Origin of the sequence: Olsenella intestinalis (assembly GCF_023276655.1) — a bacterium.
GTDB lineage: Bacteria > Actinomycetota > Coriobacteriia > Coriobacteriales > Atopobiaceae > Olsenella_J > Olsenella_J intestinalis.
The window spans coordinates 655,392-679,540 of record NZ_JALGRK010000001.1 but is presented as its reverse complement, the minus strand read 5'-3'; the positions used below and the strand labels follow the sequence as shown (position 1 = coordinate 679,540).

Here is a 24,149-nt window from a genome sequence, read left to right as displayed (position 1 = left end):
GCACATAACATCATATGACCAATCAGATTAAGGGTACATTGGAAGTCGTCACAGTCACATATGCGCTAGGCACACGGCGCCCTTCCCGCGGCGTACGGTAGGCTCTTCTCGAGACACAAAAAGGGAGGTACGCCGTATGACGTACCTCCCTTGAAGTCCTATGGGTGATGCCTTAGAACTTGGCGCCGCACTTCTTGCAGACGCGGACCTTCTTGCCGTCCTCGACGTCGTGGCCGACGCGGGTGTGCTTGTCGCAGCTGGGGCAGACGAGAGCAACGTTCGAGACGTCGATCGCGGCCTCCTTCTCGACGATGCCACCCTCCTGGTTGGCCTGGGTCGGGCGCTGGGCCTTCTTGACGACGGCAACGCCACGGACGACGACCTTGCCCTCAGCGGGCATAGCCTTGATGACCTCGGCGCGAACGCCCTTGTCCTTGCCGGACAGGACCTCGACCGTGTCACCCTTCCTAACGTTCATCTTAGCCATGAGTGTCTCACTCCCTACAGCGTCTCGGGTGCGAGCGAGACGATCTTCATGTACCTGTGGTCACGCAGCTCACGAGCGACAGGCCCGAAGATACGGGTGCCCTTGGGCTCGCCCTCCTTGTCGACGAGAACGCAAGCGTTCTGGTCGAACTTGATGTAGCTGCCGTCCTTGCGGCGGGTCTCCTTGACCGTGCGGACGACGACGCAACGGACGATGTCGCCCTTCTTCACGGAGCCGCTGGGCGCAGCCTCCTGCACGGCGCACATGATGACGTCGCCGAGGCCTGCGTAACGGCGCTTGGAGCCACCCAGGACCTTGATGCACTTCACGCGCTTCGCGCCGCTGTTGTCAGCGACGTTGAGCATGGTCTCCATCTGAATCATTACAGTTCCTCCGAACGGGTTCTCCCAAGAGGTGCCCTAAGGCACATTGGGAGGTGGGTGAAAACGATCGCTACTTGGCCTTCTCCACGATCTCCGCGACACGCCAGCGCTTGGTCTTGGACAGCGGGCGGGTCTCCATGACGCGAACGGTGTCGCCGAGGCCGCACTCGTTCTTCTCGTCGTGGCAGTGGAGCTTCTTGTGGATGGTCATCATCTTGCCGTACTTGGGGTGGTGCTTGCGGTACGTGATCTGCACGGTGACGGTCTTGTCGCCGGAGAGGGAGATGACCTCACCGGTGCGGACCTTACGCGCATTCCTGCTTTCGGTATCTGCCATTTCTTACTCCTGCGAACTAGTTGTTGTCCGCGGCCTTGGCGGCTGCGATCTTGCGGGCACGCATCTCGGTCTGGACGCGGGCGATGTCGCGCTTGACGGTGGTCACGCGCGCCGTGTTGTCGAGCTGGCTGGTAGCCATCTGGAAGCGGAGATTGAAGAGCTCCGCTCGACCGTCCTCGAGCTTCTGAGCGAGCTCCTCGTCGGAGAGCTCACGAATGTCCTGGTACTTCATAGTTGACTACTCCTCCACGTCCGACTTGGCGCGGGTGATGATCTTGGTCTTGATCGGGAGCTTGTGCTGAGCGAGACGCAGGGCCTCCTTAGCGACGGACTCCTCGACGCCACCAAGCTCGAACATGACGCGGCCGGGCTTGACGACGGCCACCCACTCCTCGGGGTTGCCCTTACCGGAACCCATGCGGGTCTCAGCCGGCTTCTTGGTGATGGGCTTGTCCGGGAAGATGGTGATCCAGACCTTGCCGCCACGCTTCATCTCGCGCGTCATGGCGATACGAGCGGCCTCGATCTGACGGTTGGTGATCCAGTGGGCCTCGAGGGCAACGATGCCCCACTCGCCGAAGTGCAGCTCGGTGTTGCCCTTGGCGTGACCCTTCATGGAGCCACGCTGGACCTTGCGGTGAAGAACGCGCTTAGGTGCGAGCATTAACGGCCCCTCCTCTCGTTGCGACCGCGACGGGGACGGCTCGTGCCCTCGAGCGCCGGGTTGGGCGCAGGCTGGCCGGGGAGCTTCTCGCCGAGGTAGATCCAAACCTTGATGCCGCAGGCACCCATGGTGGTGCGGGCAGTGGCCTCGCCGTAGCCGATCTTGGCGCGCAGGGTGTGCAGAGGCACGCGACCCTCGCGGTACCACTCGCGGCGACCCATCTCGGCGCCGTTGAGGCGGCCGGAGCACTGGATACGGATGCCCTTGGCGCCGGCCTTGCGGGCGGACTGGACGGCCTTGCGCATGGCGCGACGGAAGGCGATGCGGCCCTCGAGCTGGTCAGCGATGGACTGAGCCACGAGCTGAGCGTCGAGCTCCGGACGCTTGATCTCGACGACGTCGACCTTCACCTGGCCCTTGTTGACGTGGGCGATCTTCTCGAGCTCGCCACGAAGGTTGTCGATCTCGGCGCCCTTCTTGCCGATGACGATGCCGGGGCGGCCGGTGTAGATCGTGAGGCGAACCTCCTCGCCGGCGCGCTCGATGTCAACGCGGGAAAGAGCCGCGGAGGCAAGCTTCTTCTCCAGGAACTTGCGGATCTCGAGATCGTTGCCAAGGTTCTTGGCGTAGTCCTTCTTATCGGCGTACCAACGGGAACGCCACTCCTCGGTGATGCCGAGACGGAAGCCGGTAGGCTGAACTTTCTGACCCATACTCCCCCTACGCCTCCTTTCCAGGTGCGACGACGATGGTGATGTGGCTCGTGCGCTTGTTGATGCGAGAAGCGGAGCCCTTGGCGCGAGGACGGATGCGCTTGAGCGTGGGGCCCTCGTCGACGTAGGCGTACTTGATCACAAGGTTGTCGGCGCGCATGCCGTTGTTGTTCTCGGCGTTGGCGACGGCGGAGCGCAGCGTCTTGGCGACGGGCTCGGCAGCGGCGCGCGGCGAGAACTGGAGCACCTCGAGCGCCTTCTCGACGGACTTGTTACGGATCTGGTCGACGACCATGCGGACCTTGCGCGGCGCCATGCGCACGTACTTGGCGGTGGCCTTGACCTCGTTGTTGTTAGCCATTTACTCCATACCCCCTGTTACGACTGCTTGTGGCCGCGGAAGGTACGAGTGGGCGAGAACTCGCCCAGCTTGTGACCGACCATGGACTCGGTGATGTACACGGGGACATGCTTGCGGCCATCGTGGACGGCGATCGTGTGACCGACCATCTCGGGGAAGATGGTGGAGGAACGCGACCAGGTCTTGATGACCTCCTTCTTGCCGGACTCGTTCATGGCAGCGACACGCGCAAGGAGGCGAGTCTCCACAAACGGGCCCTTCTTGAGACTTCTGCTCATTCTTAGAATCTCCTAATACTCGTGATCACTACTTGGAGTTGCGGCGACGGATGATGAGGCGGTTCGAGGCCTTCTTCGGGTCGCGCGTCTTGTAGCCCTTCGTCGGCTTGCCCCAGGGGGTAACGGACGGACGGCCAGAGGTGTGGTTCTTGCCCTCGCCGCCGCCGTGCGGGTGGTCGACGGGGTTCATGACGGTACCACGGACGGTCGGACGCACGTTCATGTGACGGTGACGGCCGGCCTTGCCGATCACGATGTTGCCGTGCTCGGCGTTGCCCACGACGCCGATGGTGGCGCGGCAGGTGAGAAGAACGCGGCGAAGCTCGCCGGAGGGCATGCGGAGAGCGGCGTAGCCGTTGTCCTTACCCATGAGCTGAACGGAGGTGCCGGCGGAGCGGGCCATGGCCGCGCCCTTGCCAGGCTGGAACTCGACGTTGTGGACGAGCGTGCCGACGGGAATCTCGGAGAGCGTCGTGCAGTTGCCCGGCTTGATGTCGATGTCCTTGGTGCCGGAGACGACCATGTCGCCGACGTGCAGACCCTCGGGAGCGAGGATGTAGGACTTGGCACCGTTCAGGTAGTGCAGGAGTGCGATGCGAGCAGAGCGGTTGGGGTCGTACTCGATCGTGGCGACCTTGGCGGGCACGTCATCCATGCGACGCTTGAAGTCGATCCTGCGGTACTGACGCTTGTTGCCGCCACCCTGGTGACGGGTGGTGATGCGGCCGTTGTTGTTGCGGCCAGCCTTCTTGGGCAGGGGCTCGAGAAGGGACTTCTCGGGCTTGTCGGTGGTGATCTCCTTGAAGTCGGAGATGGTCTGCCAGCGACGGCCTGCGCTCGTAGGCTTGAGGTGTCTAACTGCCATTACTTCTTTCCCTTTCTTTCCGTTGGCCGACCCGCTCAGGGAGTGGCGGGCGACACCGGATTACCACGGTACCGCGCGTATCCATCATGCGCGGCATAACAGCCCGAACCCCGAGGGGTCCGGGCGAATTACCTACTCCTCAGCAGCAGCCTGCTGGGCGGCGAAAACCTCGATCTGCTCACCCTCGGCGAGCGTGACGATGGCCTTCTTCCAGGTGCGAGTCTTGCCGGTGACGTAGCGCACGCGCTTGTTCTTGGGCTTGACCCACATCGTGTTGACCTTCTTCACGTGAACGTTGAAGAGCTTCTCCACGGCCTGGGCGATCTCCTCCTTGGGGGCCTTGGCGGCAACCTCGAAGGTGTACTTGCCCTCAGACATGAGGTCGAAGGAACGCTCGGAGACGACCGGGCGGATGATGACTTCGTAGGCGGAGTTCATTATGCGAGCACCTCCTCGAGCTGCTTGGCGACGGCGGTCGACATGACGAGGGCGCCGTTGTCGATCAGGTAGCGGGTGTTGGCCTCAGAGGCACCGATGACGGTGACCTTCGGGAGGTTCCTGAAGGCGAGGTAGGTGTTGACGTCGTCGTCAGCGACCACGACGGTCACGCGCTTCTCGGCAACGCCGAGGGCCTCGAGGGCGGCCTTGGCCAGCTTGGTCTTGGGCTCGTCGAACTTCAGCTCGTCAACGAGAACGAGCTCGCCGTCGGCAAGCTTGCCGGAGAGGACGCTGCGCATGGCGAGCTTCTTCTCCTTGTTGTTGGAGCGCTTGGCGTGGCTGTGGGGCGTAGGCCCGAAGACGACGCCGCCGCCGGCCCACTGCGGGGCGCGGATGGTGCCCTGGCGGGCACGGCCGGTGCCCTTCTGGCGCCACGGCTTCACGCCGCCGCCAGAGACGGCGGAGCGGTTCTTGGTGGAGTGGGTACCCTGGCGCATGCAGGCCTCGTAGGCCACGACGACCTGGTGGACCACCGGGATGTTCGGCTCAATGCCGAAGACGTCGGAGGAAAGCTCGACCGAGCCGGCCGCCTTCCCCTCAACGTTCTTAACTTCGATCTTGGACATGTTGTACTCCTTGGTTGCCTAGGGCTTGTCTTGTGGATGGGCCCTTAGGCCATGCGGATCGAAACGAGAGCGTTCTTGCCACCAGGGACGGCACCCTTGATGAGCATGAGGTTCTGCTCAGCGTCGACACGAACGAGCTTCAGGTTCTTGACGGTGACGCGCTCGTCGCCCATGTGACCGGCCATGTGGAGGCCCTTGCGGACGCGAGCGGGGTAGGCGCACTGGCCGATGGAGCCCGGCTTGCGCTGGTTGCGGGAGCCGTGGGTCATGGGGCCGCGCGAGAAGTTCCAGCGCTTGATGGTGCCCTGGAAGCCCTTGCCCTTGGAGGTGCCGGTGACGTCGACGCTCTTGACCTCAGCGAAGTCAGCGACGGTCACCTGGTCGCCGCAGCTGATCTCCTCGCCCTCGGAGACGCGAACCTCGCGCAGGTAGCGCATGGGCTCGACGCCGGCCTTGGCGAAGTGGCCAGCCATGGGCTTGTTGACGTGCTTGGACGTGATGTCTCCGAAGCCAATCTGGACGGCGTCGTAGCCGTCGGTTGCCTTCGTCTTCACCTGCGAGACGGTGCAGGGGCCGGCCTGGATGACGGTGACGGGAACGACGTTGTCGTCCTCATCCCAAACCTGGGTCATCCCGATCTTGCGGCCGAGAATAGTGTTGACCATTCCTGGTCCTTTCCTTCGGTGGTCATGGGACCAAAGGAGCCCATCGTGAGCTCTCCCCCAGCGGACCACATCCGACGTGTGCCGAACTTTCATGATTTGCCAGCTCAGCCACGGGCAGGCGCCCGCTCACAGGTGCGGACGAGTGGCTCGGCATAGCAATAGCCATAAAAGCGCAGCTTGTCTAATGTACACGCTCGGCACCGTGGTACGCACAAGAACTTTCAAGGTCACAATCCCTGCAAAACTCGCACATACGCCCGCCAAAAATGACGAGAGGAGCGTGCCGCCACGGCCGCAAGCGAGTCGTCAGCCCCAAACGAATCGGCGGCCCCCGACGAATCGGAGGCCGCCACATAAGGGGGAAGGAAGGCTTTTCCTTGCAAGGGGCACACGTGCCCGGCCGGCTAGGCGATGGTCAGCATGGGCTCGCCGGCGGAGGCCCAGCCGAGGTGAGCGATTCGGACGTCACCACCGTGCGCGTCGGTGACGATCACGAGGGTCTCGCTGCTCTTGCCCGCGGCCTCGATGGCCGCAAGGTCCATGTCGAGCAGGAGGTCCCCCGCCTTGACGGTGTCGCCCTGGGCGACGTGCGCCACGAAGGGGTCGCCCCCGAGCTCGACGGTGTCGATGCCGACGTGCAGCATGACCTCGACGCCGTCAGCGGTCCTGAAGCCGAAGGCGTGGAGCGTGTCGAAGAGCACCTCGATCTTCCCGTCCACGGGAGCGACGACCTTGCCGTCGCGGGGCAGCACGAGCGCGCCGGGCCCCATCATTCCCTTCGCGAACACCTCGTCGGAGCAGCTCTCGAGGGGCTTGATCTCGCCCTCCACGGGGCAGCGGACGGCAAGGCCCCGGCTCTTCTCGGCCGCCCGTTGCGTCGGGGCGGGTGCGGCAGGCGTCGAGGCTGCGTGCCTCACGCGGGAGAGAAGGCTTGCCAGCATGGCGACCACTACTCCCTCTCGAGGGCTTCGCGCATCTGGGTCGCGTAGAGCCCGGCCTTGTTGCCGTAGACGATCTGGACGCCGCCGCTGACGTGCACGATGCCGTTGGCGCCGAGCTCGCGGGTGAAGACGCCGTCGTCGGCGACGATGCTCTCGTCGGAGAGCTGGAGGCGCAGGCGGGTGAAGCAGGCGTCGGCGCTCTTGATGTTGTCGGCGCCACCCACGGCCTCGATGATCTTGGGGATGACCTCGCTGATGGCCTCGTCGCTCGCGGGGGCGTCAGCGGCGCCCTCCTCGTCGGAGAGGTCCTCGCGGCCCGGGGTCTTGAGCTGCTTCTTGAGGATGACGGTCTTGAAGAAGAAGTAGTACGCGGCGAAGTACACGGGGCCGAGGACGAGGATCACCATCCAGTTGGAGCCCTTGTCGGCGCCCATGATGCCGTTGAACACCATGGAGAGGAACGGTCCGCCGAACGCCGCGGAGCCGGCGACGTTGAAGTTCAGGAGGTAGGTCAGGGCGTAGGCGAGGCCGGCCATGATCGCGTGGAACACGTAGAGGATGGGCGCGATGAAGAGGAAGGAGTACTCGATCGGCTCGGTGATGCCCATGAAGAAGCACGGGATAACGACGGCGATCATGAGCGCGCCGACCTTCTTCTTGTTCTCGGGCAGGGCGGTGCGCCAGAACGCGAGGGCCGCGCCCGTGAGGCCGAACATGGCGAAGATGACCTTGCCGTTCATGACGAAGCGGCTGACCTCGATGTCGAAGGGCGTCGACGCGGAGTTGAGGATGCCGTTGTAGATGTTGACCGCGCCCGTGAGGTCGACGCCGTCGATGGTCGCGGTGCCGCCGAGGCTCGTGAACATGAAGGGCAGGTACACGAAGTGGTGCAGGCCGAAGGGAAGCAGGAGCCTCTCGGCGGAGCCGTAGACGAAGCCACCCAGGGCGCCCGCCGAGCGGATGAACTCGCTCAGCATGCCCAGCGCTCCCTGGATCGGCGGGAACACGAAGGACATGACGAGGCCGAGCAGGGTGCAGGAGAAGATCGTGACCGCGGGGATGAAGCGCGTGCCGTTGAAGATGGAGAGCACGGGCGGCAGCTCGATCTTGTAGTAGCGGTTGTGGAGCCATGCGACGAGGGCGCCGACCGCAAGTCCGCCGATGACGCCGGTGTCGAGCGTCGTCACGCCCAGGATCGCCGACTGTCCGGTGGCGAGGTGCGCCGGGTCGATGACGCCGAGGGTCGTGAGGAAGGTCCCCATGACCGTGTTCATCGTCATGTAGCCGAGGAACCCGCAGAGCGCGGCCGTGGCCTTCTCGGAACGGGCGAAGCCATAGGCGACGCAGATGGCGAAGATCGCCGGGATGTTGTTCATGACCACGTTGCCCGAGACCTTGCAGAGCGTGAAGATCATCTTGGGGACTATCGTGCCGAGCCAGGGCGCCACGGCAATGAGCGACTTACTGGTGAACGCGTTGCCGAGACCGACCAGGATGCCGGCGATCGGCAGGATGAGGACGGGCGTCATGAGCACCTTGCCCAGACGCTGGAACCTTCCAAGCACCTCTTCTTTATTCATCTTGAATCCTCTCGCAGTGAACGGTTTCCCATATCCCCTCGCATGGGACGGACTAGGCCCGGCCGGCGACAGCGCCGACCGGGCGAGAAGAGCTAGGCGAGCTCGGGCCAGTAGCCCTTGTTCGCCTCGATGAGCTTGTCGAGCACGACGCGGGCGTCCTTCGCGTCGTTGACGAGCCTGTTGAGCGTGAGCGCCTGGAGCGCCTTCTCGTAGGAGTGCTCGAAGTAGGCCTCGATCGCGAGGCGCTCGTAGGAGTACTGGTTGACCATGAGGCCGTGGTAGAAGGGGCCGATCTTGCCGACGGCGTAGGGCTCGGGGCCGTTGCTGCCGACGCTCGCGGCCACCTCGACCATCGCGTCATCGGGGAAGTCGGCGATGATGCCGTCGTTCTTCACCATGACGACGAAGGTCTTGCGGGTGTTGCGGTAGATGGCCGAGGACACCTCGACGATCATGTCGCCGTGGGCGTCGTTCTGGACGACCGAGGAGCCCTTGGCGGTGCCGGCCTTCGCGACGCGGCGGCACTCCTCGAAGACGCGCTTCTCTCGCCCGTTGATGACCTCGTCCGAGCGGGTGTAGTCCGGGTCGAGGTGCGCCAGCTTGTACTTGGGGTAGAGGTAGTACTGCAGGTACGTGTTGGGCAGGTAGTCCGGGAAGTCGCGCAGCATGTCGGCGACCATGGCGTAGGTGTCGAGCCAGGACTGGTCGCGCTGCTCGGCATCGACGGGCTTGAAGCCGTTCTTCGCGACGAACTCCTTGATGGTGGGAACGAGGTCGTTGCCGGCCTTGTCGTAGAGGTGCGTGAACCAACCGAAGTGGTTGAGGCCGAAGTAGACGGGCTCGAACTCGCTGGCGTCGCGGTCGAGCAGGCGGCCGTAGGAGCGCAGCAGGTTCACCGGCTGGTCGCAGATGTTGAGGATGTGGTCCTCCTCCGGGAAGGCCTTCTGCAGGCCGTAGGCGACGAGCGCGGCGGGGTTGGTGTAGTTGATGATCCAGGCCTTGGGGCTGCGGGCGCGAACGTCGCGCACGATCTCGATCATGTCGGTCATCGAGCGGATGCCGTAGGCCATGCCGCCGGCACCGACGGTCTCCTGGCCGATGAGCCCCATGTGCAGCGGGATCTTCTCGTCCTTGTCGCGCATCTCGTAGCCGCCGGTGCGGATCTGGCACAGGACGAAGTCGACGTCGTCGTAGGCCACGTCCTTGTCGGTGGTGTAGTCGAACTCGACGCCGGGGGCCTCCTCGGCGAAGAGGATCTTGCCGAACTCGCCGATGACCGCCTGGCGCTCGGCGTCGGTGTCGAACATGATGACGCGGGCGAGCGGGAAGATGTCCAGGTGCTTGGTGAGCGACTTGAGGATGCCGGGGCACCAGGTGGATCCGCCGCCGACGATTACGATGTTGAGCTTGTCCTTCATCGAAGACCACTTTCCTCGCATTGTTGAGACTGCCATGTGGCGCCCGTCCGCACCCGGGTTCGCGGGAGGGGCGTCGCAATTGTTGTAACGCCGAACCAATTTGCCGAACGGCGTTGCGAGCCGTTTTGGTGGGGCGATACACTTTTCGGGTTGTGACACGAGGTGGTGTATTCGTACACGCCGGGCGCGACCCGGTCCCGTCGACGCGGAGGATGCCATGGAGTTCTACGAGGCAGTGTCAGAGAACGCCGAGAGGCTCAACGACCTTGACGCGGACATCCTCCGCTACGTCATCGCGAGCAAGGAAGGCGTTCGCGACCTGACCGCCCGCTCGGTGGCCGACCACTTCTACGTCGCGCCGAACACGATCACGCGCCTCGCGCACAAGCTCGGCTACAAGGGCTTCAACGACCTCAAGACGTCGTACCTGCTGTCGCTCCGCGAGGCGGGGTTCGTCATGGAGCGGACGAGCCTCGACGAGCAGATCATCCGGACGAGCGACCTGCTGAGCGACGACCTCGTCGACCAGGTGGTCGAGGCGCTCGACGCGGCAAGGCGCGTCGACTTCTTCGCGTCGGGACTCTCGGCGCTGCCCTGCGAGGGCATGAGTCGCAGGCTCACCATCATGGGCAAGGACTCCGTCGTCTACACCGAGCGCCACGTCATGCGTCACGCCGCCAAGCGCGCCGAGGCACCCAACGTCGTATTCTGCGTGAGCGTCACCGGCGAGACCAAGGTCTCCGTCGAGGCGGCGGCGATCGCCAAGTCGCACGGCGCCACGCTCGTCACGCTGACGGGACTCTCGAAGAACCGCCTCGCGGCCCAGGCCGACATCGCGCTCTACGCGATGGACAAGCACATTGCCTACGACGGGATGGACCTCACGAGCCGCCTGTGCTTCTACTACGTGATGGAGAGGATCTTCGAGCGCTACTTCGAGCTGCGCTCGATGCGGGCTCAGGACGACGCGACCGAGCAGGCCGAAAAGAGCGAGGCCACGGCATAGGGCCCCGACCGGGACGGCACGCTCTTCTCGGCAGCTTGGGCTAGGCTGTCTCGACGATCGCGTCGCCGAGGCCCAAGAGCTCGATGGCCTGGTCGCGCATCTTGTACTTCTGGATCTTGCCGGCCTCGTTCATGGGGTAGCCGTCGACGAAGACCACGTACTGGGGGACCTTCTCCTTCGCGACGCGCGCGCGGCAGAAGTCGAGGACCTCGTCGACCGTGGCGGTCTCGCCCTCGCGCAGGATGATCTCGGCGCAGACGGCCTCGCCGTAGACCTTGTCGGGGACGCCGATGACCTGGACGTCCTTGGTCTTGGGGAAGGTGTAGAGGAAGTCCTCGATCTCCTTGGGGTACACGTTCTCGCCGCCGCGGATGATCATGTCCTTGAGGCGGCCGGTCACGCGGTAGTAGCCGTCGCTCTGGCGCAGGAGGATGTCGCCGGAGTGGAGCCAGCCGTCCTCGTCGATGGCGGCGGCCGTGGCCTCGGGCATCTTGTAGTAGCCCTTCATCGTGTTGTAGCCGCGGCTGCAGAACTCGCCGGGCTCGTTGTCGCCGAGCTCCTCGCCGGTCTCGGGGTCGATGATCTTGGTCTCGACGCCGAAGATGGGAAGGCCGACCGTGGTCACGCGCTGCTCGATCGTGTCGGTGGTCTTGCTCATGGTGGTTGCCGGCGACGCCTCGGTCTGGCCGTAGGTGATGCAGATCTCGCTCATGTGCATGCGGTCGATGACCTCGCGCATCTTCTCGATCGGGCAGGGGCTGCCCGCCATGATGCCGGTGCGCATGTGGCTGAAGTCGCAGGTCTCGAACTCGGGGACGTTCATCATGGCGATGAACATGGTGGGCACGCCGTGGAAGCAGGTGATCTTCTCCTTGTTGATGCAGGCGAGGCCCTTGCGCGGCGAGAAGGCCGAGATGGGGCTCATGGTCACGCCGTGGGTCATGGAGGCGGTCATGGCGAGCACCATGCCGAAGCAGTGGAACATGGGGACCTGGATCATCATGCGGTCGGCGGTGGAGAGGTCCATGCAGTCGCCGATGGCCTTGCCGTTGTTGACGACGTTGTAGTGCGTGAGCATGACGCCCTTGGGGAAGCCGGTGGTGCCGGAAGTGTACTGCATGTTGCAGACGTCGTCCTTGCGGATGGCGGCGCAACGGCGGTCGACCTCGGCCTGCTTGACGCGTCCGGAGAGGGCGAGCATCTCGTCCCAGGAGACGCAGCCGTCATGCGGGCCGTCGATGGTGACGACGTTTCGCAGGAACGGAAGCTTGGGGCTGTGCCACTCCCCCGGCCTGGCGTCGGCCATCTCGGGCACGAGCTCGTCGACGATGTCGAGGTAGCTGGTGCCCTTGTACTCGTCGATCATGACGAGCGTGTGGGTGTCGCTCTGGCGCAGCAGGTACTCGAGCTCGTGGATCTTGTAGCCGGTGTTGACCGTGACGAGCACGGCGCCGATCTTGACCGTCGCCCAGAACGTGAGGTACCAGGCCGGCACGTTGGTGGCCCAGATGGCGACCTTGTCGCCGGGCATGACGCCGAGGGCGACGAGCGAGCGGGCGACCTCGTTCACGTCGTCGCGGAACTCCGGGTAGGTGCGGGCGTAGTCGCACTCGGTGAAGCGGAAGGCGTAGCGGTCGGGATAGACCTCGCAGACGTGGTCGAGCACCTGCGGGAAGGTGAAGTCGATGAGGTGCTCCTTGGGCCAGGGGTAGGTGCCGTCGCCACGCAGCGACTGCTGGAGCTCGCCGGTGAGCTCGGTAGGCTCGCTCTCCACGGGGTGGTCCTCGGCGCGAGGCTGCTCGCTCTTCTCGGCCACGCCACCCGCGAGATAGTCGCGCATGTAGTTAATGAACTGCGGGAAGACGATGCCCGGCTCGCCGATGGCGGTGTCGGCGACGCCGCTGCGGATCCACTCGAAGGCGACGTAGCCGTCGAAGCCGGAGTCGCGCAGCGCGTCGAGCATGCTCGTGAGCGGCATGTCGCCCTCGCCCATCATGCGGTACTGGACGCGGCCGTCGACCTCGACGGAATCCTTGACGTGGCAGTAGCGCAGGTGGTGCCCGAGGTTCGCGAGCGTGGTCTCGGGCTCTTCGCCGAAGAGGCGCCAGGGGTGCTGGAGGTCCCAGAGGGCACCCACGTTGGGCGAGTCGACCGCGTCGAGGACGCGGGCGAGACGAGCCGTGTCGGCGTAGTCGGCCTCGGTCTCGACCAGGATCGTCACGTCGTAGACGGAGGCGAAGCCGGCGAGGTTCTTGAGGGCGTCGACGACCTGGGTGTCGTCGACGTCGCCGGTGGGACGGAAGTCGCGCGAGAGGAAGACGCGGACGAAGGGGCAGCCCAGCTCGCTGGCGAGCTCGAGGTAGGCCATGACGCCGTCGGCGGCCTCGAGGCGGCCCTCCTCGCTCTTGAGCTCGTAGTTGGTGGAGAGGCAGGAGATCTCGACGCCCATGCGCTCGAGCTGCGCGCGCGTGCGGGCGCGCAGGCGCGGCAGGAACGGCTGGGCCGTGGGCGCGAACGAGTTGCCCGCGACGCTGCGGATCTCGATGCCGTCAAACCCGAGGTCCTTTGCCATGGGGTAGATGTCGGTCCAGGCGTACGAGGGACAGCCGATGGTCGAGAACGAGAGCTTCATGGCACTTCTCCTATGGTCACTCGCGGCGTCGCGAGGCATATCGCTTGTGCGCATTTATACCATCCAAGCTGGGCGTAGGCAAAGTCTGGCGGAGTTTCTTACAGACGCGAAACACTGGTCGTCGGCGCGGCCGAGGTGCGGCGGGGTCACGCCGGGCCGCGAGCCCCAGATGGGCCACGCGTCCAGCGTCGGCATCGGGCGCGTATGGCAAAAGAAAAGAAGCCGCAGACCATGGGGCCTGCGGCTTCTTGAAACTCTCCTCGGTCGACCGGCCATTACGGCCGGGCTCCGGTTGCTGGAGTCGACTTAGAGCTTGATCTCGATGTCGACGCCGGCGGGAAGGTCGAGGCGCATGAGCGAGTCGACGGTGGTGGAGTTGGGGTCGAGGATGTCGATGAGGCGCTTGTGGGTGCGCATCTCGAACTGGTCACGGCTGTCCTTGTCCTTGTGCGGCGAGCGGATGACCGTGTACAGGTTGCGCTCGGTGGGCAGGGGGATGGGGCCGGAGACGCGGGCACCGTTCTGCTGAGCGGTCTCGACGATCTGCTTCGCGGACTGGTCGACGACCTCGTGATCGTAGCCCTTGAGGCGGATCCTGATCTTCTGGCTTGACACTTTCAATACCTCCAAAATGGCAGCGATGCTACCGTTGGCTACTTAACTTACGAGGCGGAGCCGCCGTTCTTGCTGACGATCTCGTCCTTGATGTTCTTGGGGACGGGCTCGTAGGAGTCGAACTGCATCGTGTAGGATGCGCGGCCCTGCGTCTGGGAGCGAAGGTCGGTAGCATAGCCGAACATCTCGCCCAGGGGCACCTTGGCGCGGATGACCTTGGTGTTGGAGCGGTCCTCCATGCCCTCGATCTTGCCGCGGCGACCAGAGAGGTTGCCCATGACGTCGCCCATGTACTGCTCGGGGGTCTCGACCTCGACGAGCTCGATCGGCTCGAGGAGGACGGGGTCGGACTGCTTCAGGGCCTCCTTGATGGCCATGGAGCCGGCAATCTTGAAGGCGGCCTCGGAGGAGTCGACCTCGTGGTAGGAGCCGTCGACGAGCGTGACCTTGACGTCCTGGACGGGGTAGCCCGCGATGACGCCGGTCTCGAGGGCCTCCTTGATGCCCTTGTCGACAGAGGGGATGTACTCCTTGGGGATGCAGCCGCCGACGGTGGCGTCGACGAACTCGTAGCCAAAGCCGGCCTCCATCGGCTCGACGTCGATGACGGCGTCGCCGTACTGGCCGCGGCCGCCGGACTGGCGGACGAACTTGCCCTGGACGTGGCTGACGGCGTGGCCGGCAGTCTCGCGGTAGGCAACCTGCGGCTTGCCCACGTTGCAGTCGACGTGGAACTCGCGACGGAGACGGTCGACGATGATCTCGAGGTGGAGCTCACCCATGCCGGCGATGATGGTCTGGCCGGTCTCGTGGTCAGTGTGGACCTGGAAGGTCGGGTCCTCCTCGGCGAGCTTGGCGAGGCCAACGGACATCTTGTCCTGCTCGGCCTTGGTCTTGGGCTCGACGGCGACGTCGATGACGGGGTCAGCGAAGTCGATGGACTCGAGGACGATGGCCTTCTTCTCGTCGCAGAGGGTGTCGCCGGTCTGCGTGTTCTTGAGGCCGACGCAGGCGACGATGTCGCCGGCGGAGCAGGCCTCACGGTCGACACGGTCGTTGGCGTTCATCTCGAGGATGCGGCCGAGGCGCTCACGGTGATCCTTGACCGAGTTGTAGACGTAGCTACCGGACTCGGCCTGGCCGGAGTAGACGCGGATGTAGGTGAGCTTGCCGACGAAGGGGTCGGTCATGATCTTGAAGGCGAGAGCGGAGAAGGGCTCCTTGGGGTCGGCGTGACGGACCTCGTCCTCGCCCTTGAGGTTCTTGCCGTCGATCTCGGCGACGTCGAGCGGGCTCGGCAGGTAGTCGATGACCGCGTCGAGGAGCTCCTGGATGCCCTTGTTCTTGTAGGCGGAGCCCACGAAGACGGGGTTCATCTCGCCAGCGAGGACGCCCTTGCGGATGGCGGCCTTGAGCATGTCGACGGAGATCTCCTCCTCCATGAGGACGGCCTCCATGAGCTCGTCGGAGAAGTTGGCGGCAGCGTCAAGCAGCTCCTCGCGCTTCTCGGCGGCAAGGCCGGCGAACTCGTCGGGGATGGCATCCATCTTCTCGGGGAAGATCATGCCCTTGTCGTCCTCCTTGAAGTCCCACGCCTCCATGGTGACGAGGTCGATGAGGCCCCAGAAGTTGGCCTCGGCGCCCATCGGGATCTGGGCGGCGATGGCGTTGGCGCCCAGACGATCCTTCATCGTGTCGATGGCGTGGAAGAAGTCAGCGCCAACGCGGTCGAACTTGTTGATGAAGGCGATGCGGGGAACGCCGTAGTTGGCAGCCTGACGCCAGACGGTCTCGGACTGCGGCTGGACGCCGGCGACGGCGTCGAAGACGGCGACGGCGCCGTCGAGAACGCGGAGGCAACGCTCGACCTCAGCGGTGAAGTCGACGTGACCCGGGGTGTCGATGATCTGGATGACGTGGTCCTTCCAGAAGCACGTGGTAGCGGCGGACGTGATGGTAACGCCGCGCTCCTGCTCCTGAACCATCCAGTCCATGGTGGCAGCGCCATCGTGGACCTCACCGATCTTGTGGGTCTTGCCGGTGTAGTAGAGGATGCGCTCGGTAGTGGTCGTCTTACCGGCATCGATGTGAGCCATGATGCCGATGTTACGGAGGTCCTCGAGCTTGTACTTAACTTTAGCCATTGGTCTCTTCTCCTCGCAGTCCTCTTAGAAACGGTAGTGAGAGAAGGCGCGGTTGGCCTCTGCCATCTTGAAGAGGTCCTCGCGACGCTTCACGGAAGCACCAACGCCGTTGGCGGCGTCCATGATCTCGTTGGCGAGACGCTCGGCCATGGTCTTCTCCTTGCGGGCACGGCTGAAGTTCACGATCCAACGGATGGCGAGGGTGGTGGCGCGACGGGAGTTGACCTCCATGGGCACCTGGTAGGTGGCGCCACCGACACGCTTGGGCTTGACCTCGAGGGTCGGACGGACGTTGTCCATGGCCTTCTTGAAGGTGGCCAGGGGATCGCCGTCGGTCTTCTCCTTGACGATGTCGAAGGCACCGTAGACGATGCGCTCGGCGACGGACTTCTTGCCGTCGAGGAGGACCTTGTTGATGAGCTGGGTCACGAGGCGGTTGTTGTAAACGGCGTCCGGCATGACCTCACGACGGACTGCTGCTGCACGACGCGGCATGTTATATCTCCTAAGAACTCGTAGCTAGTTTCGGAACGGTGGGGCTTACTCCTTGGGGCGCTTGGCGCCGTAGCGGGAGCGACCCTGCTTGCGGTCCTGAACTGCTGCGCAGTCGTAGGCGCCGCGGACGATCTTGTAACGCACACCAGGGAGGTCGCGGACACGGCCGCCACGGACCAGGACGATCGAGTGCTCCTGGAGGTTGTGGCCCTCGCCGGGGATGTACGCGGTGACCTCGATGCCGTTGACGAGACGCACACGGGCGACCTTACGGAGAGCCGAGTTCGGCTTCTTCGGCGTCGTGGTGAAGACGCGGGTGCATACGCCGCGCTTCTGGGGGTTGTGCTGGAGTGCGGCGTTCTTCGACTTGGCCTTGTGGGAAACGCGGCCCTGACGAACAAGCTGGTTGATAGTAGGCAAAGCTGTTCTCCTTATTCGAACTAACAGAGTGGGCGGTGCGCGAGCACCTATGTATCAGAGGAGACTCAGCACCGCCTCCTCGGATTGTTGGCATGACCTGCGCGCATAAACGCGCGAGGTTGCACTTTACGCGCTTGCAGGCCAGATGTCAAAACACCACGGTGCCGGGCGTATCCCTTTTCCACGACTTGCGCACAACCTACGCCCGACCAGCGGCTTGCCGAGAAGAGCTAGCCCTCTTCCAGAACGTCCTCCGCGGCATGCTGGAGACCCACGCGCAGCAGCTCCTCGACGTGCTCGTCGGCGAGGCGGTAGAACATGCGCTGGCCGTCGCGCCTGGCGCTCACCAGGCCGCGGTCGCGAAGCAGCCTGAGCTGGTGGGAGATGGCCGACTGCGAGACATGGCAGACCTCCTGCAGGTCAGACACGCTCTTCTCGCCGCCCACGAGCTCGCCCAGGATCTGGAAGCGCGTCGAGTCGGACAGCGCGTCGAAGATCTGCGTGGCGCTGTAGACCACGTCGTCGTTCTCGAGGTACGCGGCGAGCCGGCGCGTCGATGCGACGTCGCGAGCGTCTCGGGCGTCTCGGGCGCCGCCGTCGTCGTGGGCGCGGGCGTCGTGGGTATGGGGCGTGTCGTTGGCCATGGGCATCCTTTCGCGTGTCCCCGTTAGTGTACCCGTGCGCGGGCCAACGTTGCGGTTTGCGAACGCGCCTTGTGGGGCGGGCGTGCGTGCGCGATGATGGGCGAAACCACCCCGCGCGGAAGGACCCGACATGCACCCCACGCAGCCCGAAGCGACCTGCGACCTGCTCGACCTGCCCGGCATCACCGTGATCGTCGGCCACGCCGGCGTGGGCAAGACCACCTGCGCGATCGGCCTCGCGCTCGCGCACGCGGCGGCGGGCCGGCCCACCACCCTCGTCGACCTCGACATCGTGAACCCCTACTTCCGCTCGAGCGACTACCAGACGACCCTCGCCGAGAAGGGCGTGCACGTCTGCGCCCCGGTGTTTGCGGGAAGCACGCTGGACACGCCGAGCCTCACCGGCGAGCTCGACGCGCTCATCGAGCGCGCGGCGGGTGCGACCGACGACGCGCGCGAGGCCCTCATTGTCGACGTCGGCGGCGACGACGACGGCGCGACCACGCTCGGGCGCTACGCCCCGGCGCTCGCCGCGGCCGGCGCGCGCGTGCTCTACGCCGTGAGCTGCTTCCGCACGCTGAGCGCCACGCCCGCGGATGCCGCCGCCATCCTGCGCGACATCGAGCACCACGCGCACCTGCGCGCGAGCGCCCTGCTCAACACCTCCAACCTCGGCAGCGAGACCACGGCCGACCACGTGCGCCGCGGCATCGCCTTCGCGACCGAGGCCGCCCGCGCCTGCGGACTGCCCCTCGCGGGCACGGCCGTCCCGCGCTGCGCCATCGAGCGACTCGCGCTTGAGGGGCCGGCGCGCGCCGAGGCCGAGGCTCTTCTCGCCCACGAGGGCGCCTGCGACATCGACGCGGGCACGTATCAGCAAATTGCCGCCACGTTAACAGACGCCGATTCGTCGGCTGCGCCGCTCGTGATGATGCCTACATTTGTGGGCACGCCTTGGGACGCGCGGGACTAGCCCCGGCGCCCCCGACCGACATCGCGAACCCCGGGAGAGGGAGGGAATGCGAATGGCACGAATCATCGTCGACGAGGTGCACTGCAAGGGCTGCGGCCTGTGCGTCACCGCATGTCCCAAGGGGGTTCTCGCGCTCGACGACGAGAACATCACCCCCAAGGGCTACCACCCCGCAAAGCTTGTCGAGCCCGATGGCTGCATCGGCTGCTCGTCATGCTTTCTGACCTGTCCGGACGTTGCGATTACGGTGGTGAAGTAAATGGCTGACGAGAAGAGCACCCCCGTGGAGGACCGCGTCCTCATGAAGGGCAACGAGGTGCTGGCCGAGGCCGCCATGCGCGCCGGCTGCCGGTACTTCTTCGGCTACCCCATCACGCCGCAGACCGAGCTCGCCGCCTACATGGCCAAGAAGCTCCCCAAGATCGGCGGCACGTTCCTGCAGGCAGAGAGCGAGATCGCGGCCATCAACATGGTCTACGGCGCCGGCGCGGCCGGTGCGCGCGCCATGACCAGCTCGAGCTCGCCCGGCGTCTCGCTCAAGGGCGAGGGCGTCTCGTACATGGCGGGCGCCGACGTCCCCGGCGTGATCGTCAACGTCGAGCGCGGCGGCCCCGGCCTCGGCGGCATCCAGCCGTCGCAGTCCGACTACTTCCAGGCGACGCGCGCCATGGGCCACGGCGACTTCTTCATGCCCGTGCTCGCCCCGAGCACCGTGCAGGAGATGGCCGACCTCATCTACCTGGCCTTCGACCTCGCCGACGAGTACCGCACCCCCGCGATGATCCTCGCCGACGGCATGATCGGCCAGATGATGGAGCCCGTCACTCTGCCGCCGGCGCGCGACCCCGAGAGCCTGCCCAAGAAGCCCTGGGCAACCACCGGCACGCACATGGAGCGCGAGCACAACGTCGTCAACTCGCTCTACCTCACGCCGCAGAAGCTCGAGGACACCAACCGCGAGCGCTTCGAGCGCTACGAGAAGATCAAGGCCACGCAGCAGCGCCAGGAGCTCTTCATGGCGGACGACGCCGACATCCTGATCGTCGCGTTCGGCGCCTCGTCGCGCATCGCGCGCACCGCCATCCGCCGCGCCCGCGACAAGGGCATCAAGGTGGGCCTGCTTCGCCCCATCACGCTCTGGCCGTTCCCCGAGGACGCCATCAACCAGGCCATCGACGGCGGCTGCAAGGCGCTCATGTCCGTCGAGCTCAACATGGGCCAGATGGTCGAGGACGTCCGCCTCGCCGCGCACGGCCGCGCCGACGTGTCCTTCTACGGGCGCACCGGCGGCGTGCTCCCCACGCCCGAGGAGATTCTCGACCAGATCGAGGCGCTCGCCGCGCGAATCGGCTGCGCCCCGTCCGCAAAGGCAGGTGAGTAGCATGGCGATGGAGAAGACGCTCCCCAGCTACCAGCAGGACCGCATCAAGATCAACGACGGCGAGAAGATCGTCTCGGCCAGGCCCCACGCGCTCTCGGACAAGGTGTTCAACTTCTGCCCGGGCTGCACCCACGGCATCGTCCACCGTCTCGTTGCCGAGGCGATCGACGAGCTCGGCATCGAGGGTGAGACGATCGGCATCTCGCCTGTCGGCTGTTCGGTCATGAACTACGACTTCTTCAACTGCGACATGATCGAGGCCGCGCACGGTCGCGCCCCCGCGGTCGCCACGGGCGTCAAGCGCGTGCACCCCGACAAGATCGTCTTCGCCTACCAGGGCGACGGCGACCTCGCCTCGATCGGCACCGCAGAGACCGTCCACGCGGCGACGCGCGGCGAGCACATCACCGTGATCTTCATCAACAACGCGATCTACGGCATGACCGGCGGCCAGATGGCCCCCACGTCGCTCCCCAACCAGGTGACGCAGACCAGCCCGTACGGCCGCGACGTCTCCAAGGTCGGCTTCCCCATCAGGATGAGCGAGCTTCTCGCCACCCTCGACGGCCCCGCCTACATCGAGCGAGTCGCGTGCGACACCACCGCCCACATCCGCCAGGCCAAGAAGGCCATCAAGAAGGCGTTCGAGAACCAGGTCAACGGCGTTGGCTACTCGTTCGTCGAGGTCGTCTCGACCTGCCCGACCAACTGGGGCATGACCCCGCAGGCCGCCTTCGAGTGGCTCCGCGAGAACATGCTCCCCTACTACCCGCTCGGCGTGTACAAGGACGTCGTGGCCGACGGCTTCGACGACGCGTTGGGGGCCGCGGCCGCCCGTGCCGCAGACTGCCCCATCGCCCAGCAGAAGAGGGAGGCATAGCATGGCCATGCCACAGGACACTTCCATGAAGAACCCCGAGATGCTCTGCGTCCTCTCTGGCTTCGGCGGCCAGGGCGTGCTCTTTGCGGGCAAGGTCATGGCAAACGCCGGCCTGCTCGACGGTAGGCACGTCTCGTGGATGCCGAGCTATGGTCCCGAGATGCGCGGCGGCACCGCAAACTGCAACGTGTCGCTCTCCGACGACGCCATCGGCTCGCCGTTCATCACGCGCCCCACGGCGCTGATCGCCCTCAACCAGCCCTCCATCGAGAAGTTCGGCCCCACGCTCGAGAACGGCGGCGTCGCGGTGGTCGACACGACGCTCGCCATGAACGTCGAGGAGGTCGAGCTACCCGAAGGCGTGAAACTCTTCGCGTTCAAGGCGACGCAGATGGCCGAAGACGAAGGGCTCAAGGGACTCGCCAACATCATCTGCCTCGGCAAGCTCTGGGCCGAGACCCAGTTCGCCGACCTCGACGTACTTGAGGCGGCCCTGAAGAAGTGCGTGCCGCCCAAGCACGCAAACCTGCTGGAGCCGAACCTCAAGGCCCTCCACCTGGGCATTGAGCTGTAGACGCAGCGTAATCCGACCTGATCAATTGCGAGCAGAGCCTCCGTCGCATGCGTGTGACGGAGGCTCTTCGCTATCCATTTACTCTCGCGACAGATCCAAACACGCTATGCCAGGGGATGTCGCAGGAGTTCGAGGAAATACTCCTTCTCGTTGGCCGGAACGTCACAGGCAGCCACAGCCCTTTCGGGCGTGAAGCCTTTCTCTTCTACGAAATATCGCAGAACGATGGTCGTTTTCTCAACTCGCGTCTCGTCAAGGCCCTGAATATAGCCCTCTGCGAAGCCCTCTGCGTAGCCCTCCGCGTAGCCCTCCGCGTAAATCTCATCGCTGATCCTGCACATCTCGAGCACCCCCTCGTCGCACCACTATAACCAAGGACTCTTAGAACCTCATATCAAGGAGCCACCCGCTGAACATGGCCTCGTAATGCGCGCGCTCTCCGACGGGGACCTCAAGCCTCGCGAACGCCTCGGCCATGGACATGCCGCTCCTAACGAGGCTCCCGAGACAGGCGACCATGGTTTCCTCGCGGCCCTCCTCGAGGCCCTCCCTGCGACCCTCCTCGCGAATCTCGTCGCTGATCCTGCACATCTCGTAAACCCCTCTCGCCACGCCTCGCAAGACACGCCCCTAGGAACGTTGCGCCGGCAGGCTAATCGCCGAGCGCGGCCTCGTAATGTGCGCGCTCTCCGACGGGGACCTCAAGCCTCGCGAACGCCTCGGCCATGGGCATGCCGCTCCTAACGAGGCTCCTGAGACAGGCGACCATGGTCTCCTCGCGGCCCTCCTCGCGGCCCTCCTCGAGGCCTTCCTCGCGGCCTTCCTCACGAATCTCATCGCTGATCTTGCACATCTCGAGCACCCCCTCGTCATTTGTTTTCAAATATTGTACCCGCTCACGCAACATCCCGTCGGTTATAAGCCCAGGGTCGGACTGGCAGAAGTCCATCATCAATGCGCCGATCTCATCCTCTCCGCGATAGGACGCATTCACGTAGAGCAAGTGGGCTCCATCCTCCAGGACGCGACCGTCGTCAAGCGCACTGGCTCGATAGTGGCGAACGGGTCGATCCGGCCCCTCGGGATCACGCTCAAGCAACACCACGAGCCATCTCTCAGGCAGGTCATCGTACGGCGCGCCAGCCGGAAGCGAGTCGATGTCCATGGCAGACCCGTAGTATCGAAAGCGGCGAGGGTTGAGGTTGGATCCCGTCTGAATCTCAAGGTCATACTGGTTGCCGCTCTCGTCTTCGCCATAGACGTCGAGAACGACGCCGCGCGAACCCGTCGCACGGTTCAGGTCGCGCTGCGTCTCGCTCTCGGCAAGCACCAGCGTCGGAATCCCCGTGAGCTTGCGAAGGACGTGCTGCGCAAGCGGCAGCTGGTCGCGGAATGCGGCACGCATGAACGTGTCGTCAATCAAGCGGAAGCGCGCAAGCCGCTCGCGGTCACGCATACGGTTGCCCTCGTCGTCTCTCCTCCGGCCGCCTTCGCAGCCGTACCTTCGGCTGCGCCCGCTCTCGCGCACTCGCTCGCGCTTTGCCCCCTGACCCTTCGTTCCGCCGCGATCTTTCCCGCATCCAACCCGATCACCCATCGCGAACTCCCCTCACCTAGCGGATTTCCTTATCAAAATCTTACCCGAACACGTGTTCGATATTCAGTTATAGACCGCTGGTGGCAGGTATAGTCTGTGAACGGCAATCATTTGCTGGCGGATACTCAACATGCACGTGTGGTTGAGCACCCGACCGCACGCCCCCGCCTCGGGCGGGTGTGATGTCGGGCGCGCGGCCGAGACGCGACCAAGGCCACCGGCCAGCCACGGAGGCATGCTCCTCTCGGCGGCAGGCTCTTCTCGCCTGCGATTGTTGCCAACAGCGAAACGATTGGCCCCGCAGGCAGGGGTCTCGTGGGCGCGGCGCGCGGGCGATGCTACAGTCATGGCCAACACGAACAGTCGAGAGGCGACCCGGCCGATGACGGCCGTCGCGAGACGCGCGAAAGGAGAGGGCCGATGGACCTTGGTTCCGCCGACGAGCACCGCATGGAGATCGCAAGGCGCATTCGCTCCCTGCGCGAGGACAACGACCTGACGATCGAGGACATGGCCGAGGCCACCGGGCGCTCGGCCGAGGAGTACGAGAAGCGCGAGTCCGGCGAGATGGACCTCACCTTCACCTTCCTCTACAAGTGCGCCAAGCGCTTTGGCGTCGACATCACCGAGCTGATGACCGGCGAGAGCCCGCACATCAAGTGGTACTCGATCGTGCGCCCCGAGGAGGGCATGCACATCGACCGCCACTCCGACTTCGAGTACCTGCACAAGGCGCCGTTCTTCAAGGGCCGCCTGTGCGAGCCGTTCCTGGTCGACGTCCCCTACCAGGAGGAGAGCCAGAACGCCCCGATCCACCTGTCCTACCACAAGGGCCAGGAGCTCGACTACGTGCTCAAGGGCCACCTGCGCTACGCGTTCGAGGACCACATCGAGGAGGTCGGCCCCGGCGACACGCTGCTCTACGACTCCGGCCGCGGGCACGGCATCATCGCGATCGGCGGCGAGGACGCGCAGATCCTCGCGGTCGTGATCCCCGAGGCCATCACCAACGGAGAAGAGATTATCTAGGCA

Annotated in this window: 31 protein-coding genes; 7 read left to right on the top strand and 24 right to left on the bottom strand. The window is 64.9% G+C overall.

Features of this window, described 5'->3' with window-relative positions:
• Window positions 1-172: 172 nt before the first annotated feature.
• The 15 genes from rplX to M5D76_RS02660 all read right to left on the bottom strand — a co-directional run bounded on the left by rplX (window position 173) and on the right by M5D76_RS02660 (window position 9,756).
• A complete protein-coding gene (gene rplX, locus M5D76_RS02730) occupies window positions 173-487 on the bottom strand; it encodes a 50S ribosomal protein L24 (RefSeq protein ID WP_248921851.1) in 315 nt (104 codons plus the stop codon).
• Window positions 488-501: 14 nt separating this feature from the next.
• Complete coding sequence (rplN, locus tag M5D76_RS02725) at window positions 502-870, bottom strand: 50S ribosomal protein L14 (protein ID WP_248921850.1); 369 nt, start codon at window positions 868-870, stop codon at window positions 502-504.
• 70 nt (window positions 871-940) lie between these two features.
• A complete protein-coding gene (gene rpsQ / locus M5D76_RS02720) occupies window positions 941-1,207 on the bottom strand; it encodes a 30S ribosomal protein S17 (protein WP_248921849.1) in 267 nt (88 codons plus the stop codon).
• A 16-nt stretch (window positions 1,208-1,223) separates the two neighbouring features.
• Window positions 1,224-1,439 (bottom strand): 50S ribosomal protein L29, encoded by a 216-nt coding sequence (gene rpmC / locus M5D76_RS02715; RefSeq protein WP_248921848.1) that lies wholly within the window; start codon window positions 1,437-1,439, stop codon window positions 1,224-1,226.
• 6 nt (window positions 1,440-1,445) lie between these two features.
• Complete coding sequence (gene rplP, locus M5D76_RS02710) at window positions 1,446-1,871, bottom strand: 50S ribosomal protein L16 (RefSeq protein ID WP_248921847.1); 426 nt, start codon at window positions 1,869-1,871, stop codon at window positions 1,446-1,448.
• Window positions 1,871-2,584, bottom strand: coding sequence for a 30S ribosomal protein S3 (rpsC, locus tag M5D76_RS02705; protein WP_248921846.1), 714 nt, complete (start codon window positions 2,582-2,584; stop codon window positions 1,871-1,873). Before rpsC ends, rplP begins: the two co-directional genes overlap by 1 nt.
• Window positions 2,585-2,591: 7 nt before the next feature.
• A complete protein-coding gene (gene rplV, locus M5D76_RS02700; protein ID WP_248921845.1) occupies window positions 2,592-2,945 on the bottom strand; it encodes a 50S ribosomal protein L22 in 354 nt (117 codons plus the stop codon).
• Between the two features lie 17 nt (window positions 2,946-2,962).
• Window positions 2,963-3,223 carry a 30S ribosomal protein S19 gene (gene rpsS, locus M5D76_RS02695; RefSeq protein WP_248921844.1) on the bottom strand — a complete coding sequence of 87 codons (261 nt, stop codon included), beginning with the start codon at window positions 3,221-3,223 and terminating at the stop codon, window positions 2,963-2,965.
• A gap of 28 nt (window positions 3,224-3,251) precedes the next feature.
• A complete protein-coding gene (gene rplB, locus M5D76_RS02690) occupies window positions 3,252-4,088 on the bottom strand; it encodes a 50S ribosomal protein L2 (RefSeq protein WP_248921843.1) in 837 nt (278 codons plus the stop codon).
• A 132-nt stretch (window positions 4,089-4,220) separates the two neighbouring features.
• Window positions 4,221-4,526, bottom strand: a complete 306-nt coding sequence (rplW, locus tag M5D76_RS02685) for a 50S ribosomal protein L23 (protein WP_248921842.1) — start codon at window positions 4,524-4,526, stop codon at window positions 4,221-4,223.
• Window positions 4,526-5,152, bottom strand: a complete 627-nt coding sequence (rplD, locus tag M5D76_RS02680; RefSeq protein WP_248921841.1) for a 50S ribosomal protein L4 — start codon at window positions 5,150-5,152, stop codon at window positions 4,526-4,528. The genes rplW and rplD overlap by 1 nt, the downstream gene beginning before the upstream one ends.
• A 44-nt stretch (window positions 5,153-5,196) precedes the next feature.
• Window positions 5,197-5,817: a 50S ribosomal protein L3 gene (gene rplC / locus M5D76_RS02675; RefSeq protein WP_248921840.1), complete on the bottom strand. Its 621-nt coding sequence runs from the start codon at window positions 5,815-5,817 to the stop codon at window positions 5,197-5,199.
• Between the two features lie 404 nt (window positions 5,818-6,221).
• On the bottom strand, window positions 6,222-6,758 hold the full coding sequence (locus M5D76_RS02670; protein ID WP_248921839.1) for a PTS sugar transporter subunit IIA: 537 nt from the start codon (window positions 6,756-6,758) through the stop codon (window positions 6,222-6,224).
• Between the two features lie 8 nt (window positions 6,759-6,766).
• Window positions 6,767-8,338: a PTS transporter subunit EIIC gene (locus M5D76_RS02665; RefSeq protein ID WP_248921838.1), complete on the bottom strand. Its 1,572-nt coding sequence runs from the start codon at window positions 8,336-8,338 to the stop codon at window positions 6,767-6,769.
• Between the two features lie 92 nt (window positions 8,339-8,430).
• Window positions 8,431-9,756 (bottom strand): family 4 glycosyl hydrolase, encoded by a 1,326-nt coding sequence (locus tag M5D76_RS02660; RefSeq protein WP_248921837.1) that lies wholly within the window; start codon window positions 9,754-9,756, stop codon window positions 8,431-8,433.
• 217 nt (window positions 9,757-9,973) lie between these two features.
• On the opposite strand from M5D76_RS02660, the gene M5D76_RS02655 reads away from it, so the two are divergent.
• Window positions 9,974-10,762, top strand: a complete 789-nt coding sequence (locus M5D76_RS02655; RefSeq protein WP_248921836.1) for a MurR/RpiR family transcriptional regulator — start codon at window positions 9,974-9,976, stop codon at window positions 10,760-10,762.
• 40 nt (window positions 10,763-10,802) lie between these two features.
• On the opposite strand, the gene M5D76_RS02650 is transcribed toward M5D76_RS02655, so the two are convergent.
• The 6 genes from M5D76_RS02650 to M5D76_RS02625 form a co-directional block, all read right to left on the bottom strand.
• Entirely contained in the window at window positions 10,803-13,394 is a 2,592-nt protein-coding gene (locus M5D76_RS02650) for an AMP-binding protein (protein ID WP_248921835.1), read from the bottom strand.
• A 306-nt stretch (window positions 13,395-13,700) separates the two neighbouring features.
• Window positions 13,701-14,009, bottom strand: a complete 309-nt coding sequence (gene rpsJ, locus M5D76_RS02645; RefSeq protein ID WP_248921834.1) for a 30S ribosomal protein S10 — start codon at window positions 14,007-14,009, stop codon at window positions 13,701-13,703.
• A gap of 47 nt (window positions 14,010-14,056) precedes the next feature.
• Complete coding sequence (gene fusA, locus M5D76_RS02640) at window positions 14,057-16,153, bottom strand: elongation factor G (protein ID WP_248921833.1); 2,097 nt, start codon at window positions 16,151-16,153, stop codon at window positions 14,057-14,059.
• A gap of 24 nt (window positions 16,154-16,177) precedes the next feature.
• On the bottom strand, window positions 16,178-16,648 hold the full coding sequence (gene rpsG, locus M5D76_RS02635) for a 30S ribosomal protein S7 (RefSeq protein WP_248921832.1): 471 nt from the start codon (window positions 16,646-16,648) through the stop codon (window positions 16,178-16,180).
• A gap of 45 nt (window positions 16,649-16,693) precedes the next feature.
• Complete coding sequence (rpsL, locus tag M5D76_RS02630) at window positions 16,694-17,068, bottom strand: 30S ribosomal protein S12 (RefSeq protein WP_248921831.1); 375 nt, start codon at window positions 17,066-17,068, stop codon at window positions 16,694-16,696.
• 230 nt (window positions 17,069-17,298) lie between these two features.
• A complete protein-coding gene (locus M5D76_RS02625) occupies window positions 17,299-17,712 on the bottom strand; it encodes an ArsR/SmtB family transcription factor (RefSeq protein ID WP_248921830.1) in 414 nt (137 codons plus the stop codon).
• 130 nt (window positions 17,713-17,842) lie between these two features.
• On the opposite strand from M5D76_RS02625, the gene M5D76_RS02620 reads away from it, so the two are divergent.
• The 5 genes from M5D76_RS02620 to M5D76_RS02600 are packed head-to-tail and all read left to right on the top strand — an operon-like array spanning window position 17,843 to window position 21,520.
• Window positions 17,843-18,685 carry a nucleotide-binding protein gene (locus M5D76_RS02620; protein ID WP_248921829.1) on the top strand — a complete coding sequence of 281 codons (843 nt, stop codon included), beginning with the start codon at window positions 17,843-17,845 and terminating at the stop codon, window positions 18,683-18,685.
• Window positions 18,686-18,737: 52 nt separating this feature from the next.
• Window positions 18,738-18,944 (top strand): 4Fe-4S dicluster domain-containing protein, encoded by a 207-nt coding sequence (locus M5D76_RS02615; protein WP_248921828.1) that lies wholly within the window; start codon window positions 18,738-18,740, stop codon window positions 18,942-18,944.
• Complete coding sequence (locus M5D76_RS02610; protein ID WP_248921827.1) at window positions 18,945-20,066, top strand: 3-methyl-2-oxobutanoate dehydrogenase subunit VorB; 1,122 nt, start codon at window positions 18,945-18,947, stop codon at window positions 20,064-20,066.
• 1 nt (window position 20,067) lies between these two features.
• Window positions 20,068-20,946, top strand: a complete 879-nt coding sequence (locus tag M5D76_RS02605) for a thiamine pyrophosphate-dependent enzyme (RefSeq protein WP_248921826.1) — start codon at window positions 20,068-20,070, stop codon at window positions 20,944-20,946.
• A 1-nt stretch (window position 20,947) separates the two neighbouring features.
• Window positions 20,948-21,520 (top strand): 2-oxoacid:ferredoxin oxidoreductase subunit gamma family protein, encoded by a 573-nt coding sequence (locus M5D76_RS02600; protein WP_248921825.1) that lies wholly within the window; start codon window positions 20,948-20,950, stop codon window positions 21,518-21,520.
• A gap of 104 nt (window positions 21,521-21,624) precedes the next feature.
• On the opposite strand, the gene M5D76_RS02595 is transcribed toward M5D76_RS02600, so the two are convergent.
• From M5D76_RS02595 to M5D76_RS02585, 3 genes are all read right to left on the bottom strand, one after another.
• The gene (locus tag M5D76_RS02595; RefSeq protein ID WP_248921824.1) at window positions 21,625-21,861 is read right to left on the bottom strand and encodes a hypothetical protein; all 237 of its coding nucleotides are present in this window, start codon (window positions 21,859-21,861) and stop codon (window positions 21,625-21,627) included.
• Between the two features lie 40 nt (window positions 21,862-21,901).
• Window positions 21,902-22,111, bottom strand: a complete 210-nt coding sequence (locus M5D76_RS02590) for a hypothetical protein (protein ID WP_248921823.1) — start codon at window positions 22,109-22,111, stop codon at window positions 21,902-21,904.
• 61 nt (window positions 22,112-22,172) lie between these two features.
• Window positions 22,173-23,117: an Rpn family recombination-promoting nuclease/putative transposase gene (locus tag M5D76_RS02585; protein ID WP_248921822.1), complete on the bottom strand. Its 945-nt coding sequence runs from the start codon at window positions 23,115-23,117 to the stop codon at window positions 22,173-22,175.
• Window positions 23,118-23,537: 420 nt separating this feature from the next.
• Between M5D76_RS02585 and M5D76_RS02580 the strand changes: the two genes are divergently transcribed.
• Window positions 23,538-24,146: a helix-turn-helix domain-containing protein gene (locus M5D76_RS02580; protein WP_248921821.1), complete on the top strand. Its 609-nt coding sequence runs from the start codon at window positions 23,538-23,540 to the stop codon at window positions 24,144-24,146.
• Window positions 24,147-24,149: the final 3 nt, after the last annotated feature.

What these genes read in the sequence shown, in the direction of transcription:
- M5D76_RS02650 (WP_248921835.1), bottom strand. Translation starts at nt 13,394, where the DNA reads ATGAAGCTCTCGTTCTCGACCATCGGCTGTCCCTCGTACGCCTGGACC.
- rplC (WP_248921840.1), bottom strand. Translation starts at nt 5,817, where the DNA reads ATGGTCAACACTATTCTCGGCCGCAAGATCGGGATGACCCAGGTTTGG.
- rplB (WP_248921843.1), bottom strand. Translation starts at nt 4,088, where the DNA reads ATGGCAGTTAGACACCTCAAGCCTACGAGCGCAGGCCGTCGCTGGCAG.
- M5D76_RS02595 (WP_248921824.1), bottom strand. Translation starts at nt 21,861, where the DNA reads ATGTGCAGGATCAGCGATGAGATTTACGCGGAGGGCTACGCGGAGGGC.
- M5D76_RS02620 (WP_248921829.1), top strand. Translation starts at nt 17,843, where the DNA reads ATGCACCCCACGCAGCCCGAAGCGACCTGCGACCTGCTCGACCTGCCC.
- M5D76_RS02585 (WP_248921822.1), bottom strand. Translation starts at nt 23,117, where the DNA reads ATGGGTGATCGGGTTGGATGCGGGAAAGATCGCGGCGGAACGAAGGGT.
- M5D76_RS02590 (WP_248921823.1), bottom strand. Translation starts at nt 22,111, where the DNA reads ATGTGCAGGATCAGCGACGAGATTCGCGAGGAGGGTCGCAGGGAGGGC.
- rplV (WP_248921845.1), bottom strand. Translation starts at nt 2,945, where the DNA reads ATGGCTAACAACAACGAGGTCAAGGCCACCGCCAAGTACGTGCGCATG.
- rplN (WP_248921850.1), bottom strand. Translation starts at nt 870, where the DNA reads ATGATTCAGATGGAGACCATGCTCAACGTCGCTGACAACAGCGGCGCG.
- rplX (WP_248921851.1), bottom strand. Translation starts at nt 487, where the DNA reads ATGGCTAAGATGAACGTTAGGAAGGGTGACACGGTCGAGGTCCTGTCC.
- M5D76_RS02655 (WP_248921836.1), top strand. Translation starts at nt 9,974, where the DNA reads ATGGAGTTCTACGAGGCAGTGTCAGAGAACGCCGAGAGGCTCAACGAC.
- fusA (WP_248921833.1), bottom strand. Translation starts at nt 16,153, where the DNA reads ATGGCTAAAGTTAAGTACAAGCTCGAGGACCTCCGTAACATCGGCATC.
- M5D76_RS02665 (WP_248921838.1), bottom strand. Translation starts at nt 8,338, where the DNA reads ATGAATAAAGAAGAGGTGCTTGGAAGGTTCCAGCGTCTGGGCAAGGTG.
- M5D76_RS02580 (WP_248921821.1), top strand. Translation starts at nt 23,538, where the DNA reads ATGGACCTTGGTTCCGCCGACGAGCACCGCATGGAGATCGCAAGGCGC.
- rpsC (WP_248921846.1), bottom strand. Translation starts at nt 2,584, where the DNA reads ATGGGTCAGAAAGTTCAGCCTACCGGCTTCCGTCTCGGCATCACCGAG.
- M5D76_RS02625 (WP_248921830.1), bottom strand. Translation starts at nt 17,712, where the DNA reads ATGGCCAACGACACGCCCCATACCCACGACGCCCGCGCCCACGACGAC.
- rpsG (WP_248921832.1), bottom strand. Translation starts at nt 16,648, where the DNA reads ATGCCGCGTCGTGCAGCAGCAGTCCGTCGTGAGGTCATGCCGGACGCC.
- rpmC (WP_248921848.1), bottom strand. Translation starts at nt 1,439, where the DNA reads ATGAAGTACCAGGACATTCGTGAGCTCTCCGACGAGGAGCTCGCTCAG.
- M5D76_RS02600 (WP_248921825.1), top strand. Translation starts at nt 20,948, where the DNA reads ATGGCCATGCCACAGGACACTTCCATGAAGAACCCCGAGATGCTCTGC.
- rpsS (WP_248921844.1), bottom strand. Translation starts at nt 3,223, where the DNA reads ATGAGCAGAAGTCTCAAGAAGGGCCCGTTTGTGGAGACTCGCCTCCTT.
- M5D76_RS02605 (WP_248921826.1), top strand. Translation starts at nt 20,068, where the DNA reads ATGGCGATGGAGAAGACGCTCCCCAGCTACCAGCAGGACCGCATCAAG.
- rpsQ (WP_248921849.1), bottom strand. Translation starts at nt 1,207, where the DNA reads ATGGCAGATACCGAAAGCAGGAATGCGCGTAAGGTCCGCACCGGTGAG.
- M5D76_RS02615 (WP_248921828.1), top strand. Translation starts at nt 18,738, where the DNA reads ATGGCACGAATCATCGTCGACGAGGTGCACTGCAAGGGCTGCGGCCTG.
- rplP (WP_248921847.1), bottom strand. Translation starts at nt 1,871, where the DNA reads ATGCTCGCACCTAAGCGCGTTCTTCACCGCAAGGTCCAGCGTGGCTCC.
- M5D76_RS02660 (WP_248921837.1), bottom strand. Translation starts at nt 9,756, where the DNA reads ATGAAGGACAAGCTCAACATCGTAATCGTCGGCGGCGGATCCACCTGG.
- rplD (WP_248921841.1), bottom strand. Translation starts at nt 5,152, where the DNA reads ATGTCCAAGATCGAAGTTAAGAACGTTGAGGGGAAGGCGGCCGGCTCG.
- M5D76_RS02610 (WP_248921827.1), top strand. Translation starts at nt 18,945, where the DNA reads ATGGCTGACGAGAAGAGCACCCCCGTGGAGGACCGCGTCCTCATGAAG.
- rplW (WP_248921842.1), bottom strand. Translation starts at nt 4,526, where the DNA reads ATGAACTCCGCCTACGAAGTCATCATCCGCCCGGTCGTCTCCGAGCGT.
- M5D76_RS02670 (WP_248921839.1), bottom strand. Translation starts at nt 6,758, where the DNA reads ATGCTGGCAAGCCTTCTCTCCCGCGTGAGGCACGCAGCCTCGACGCCT.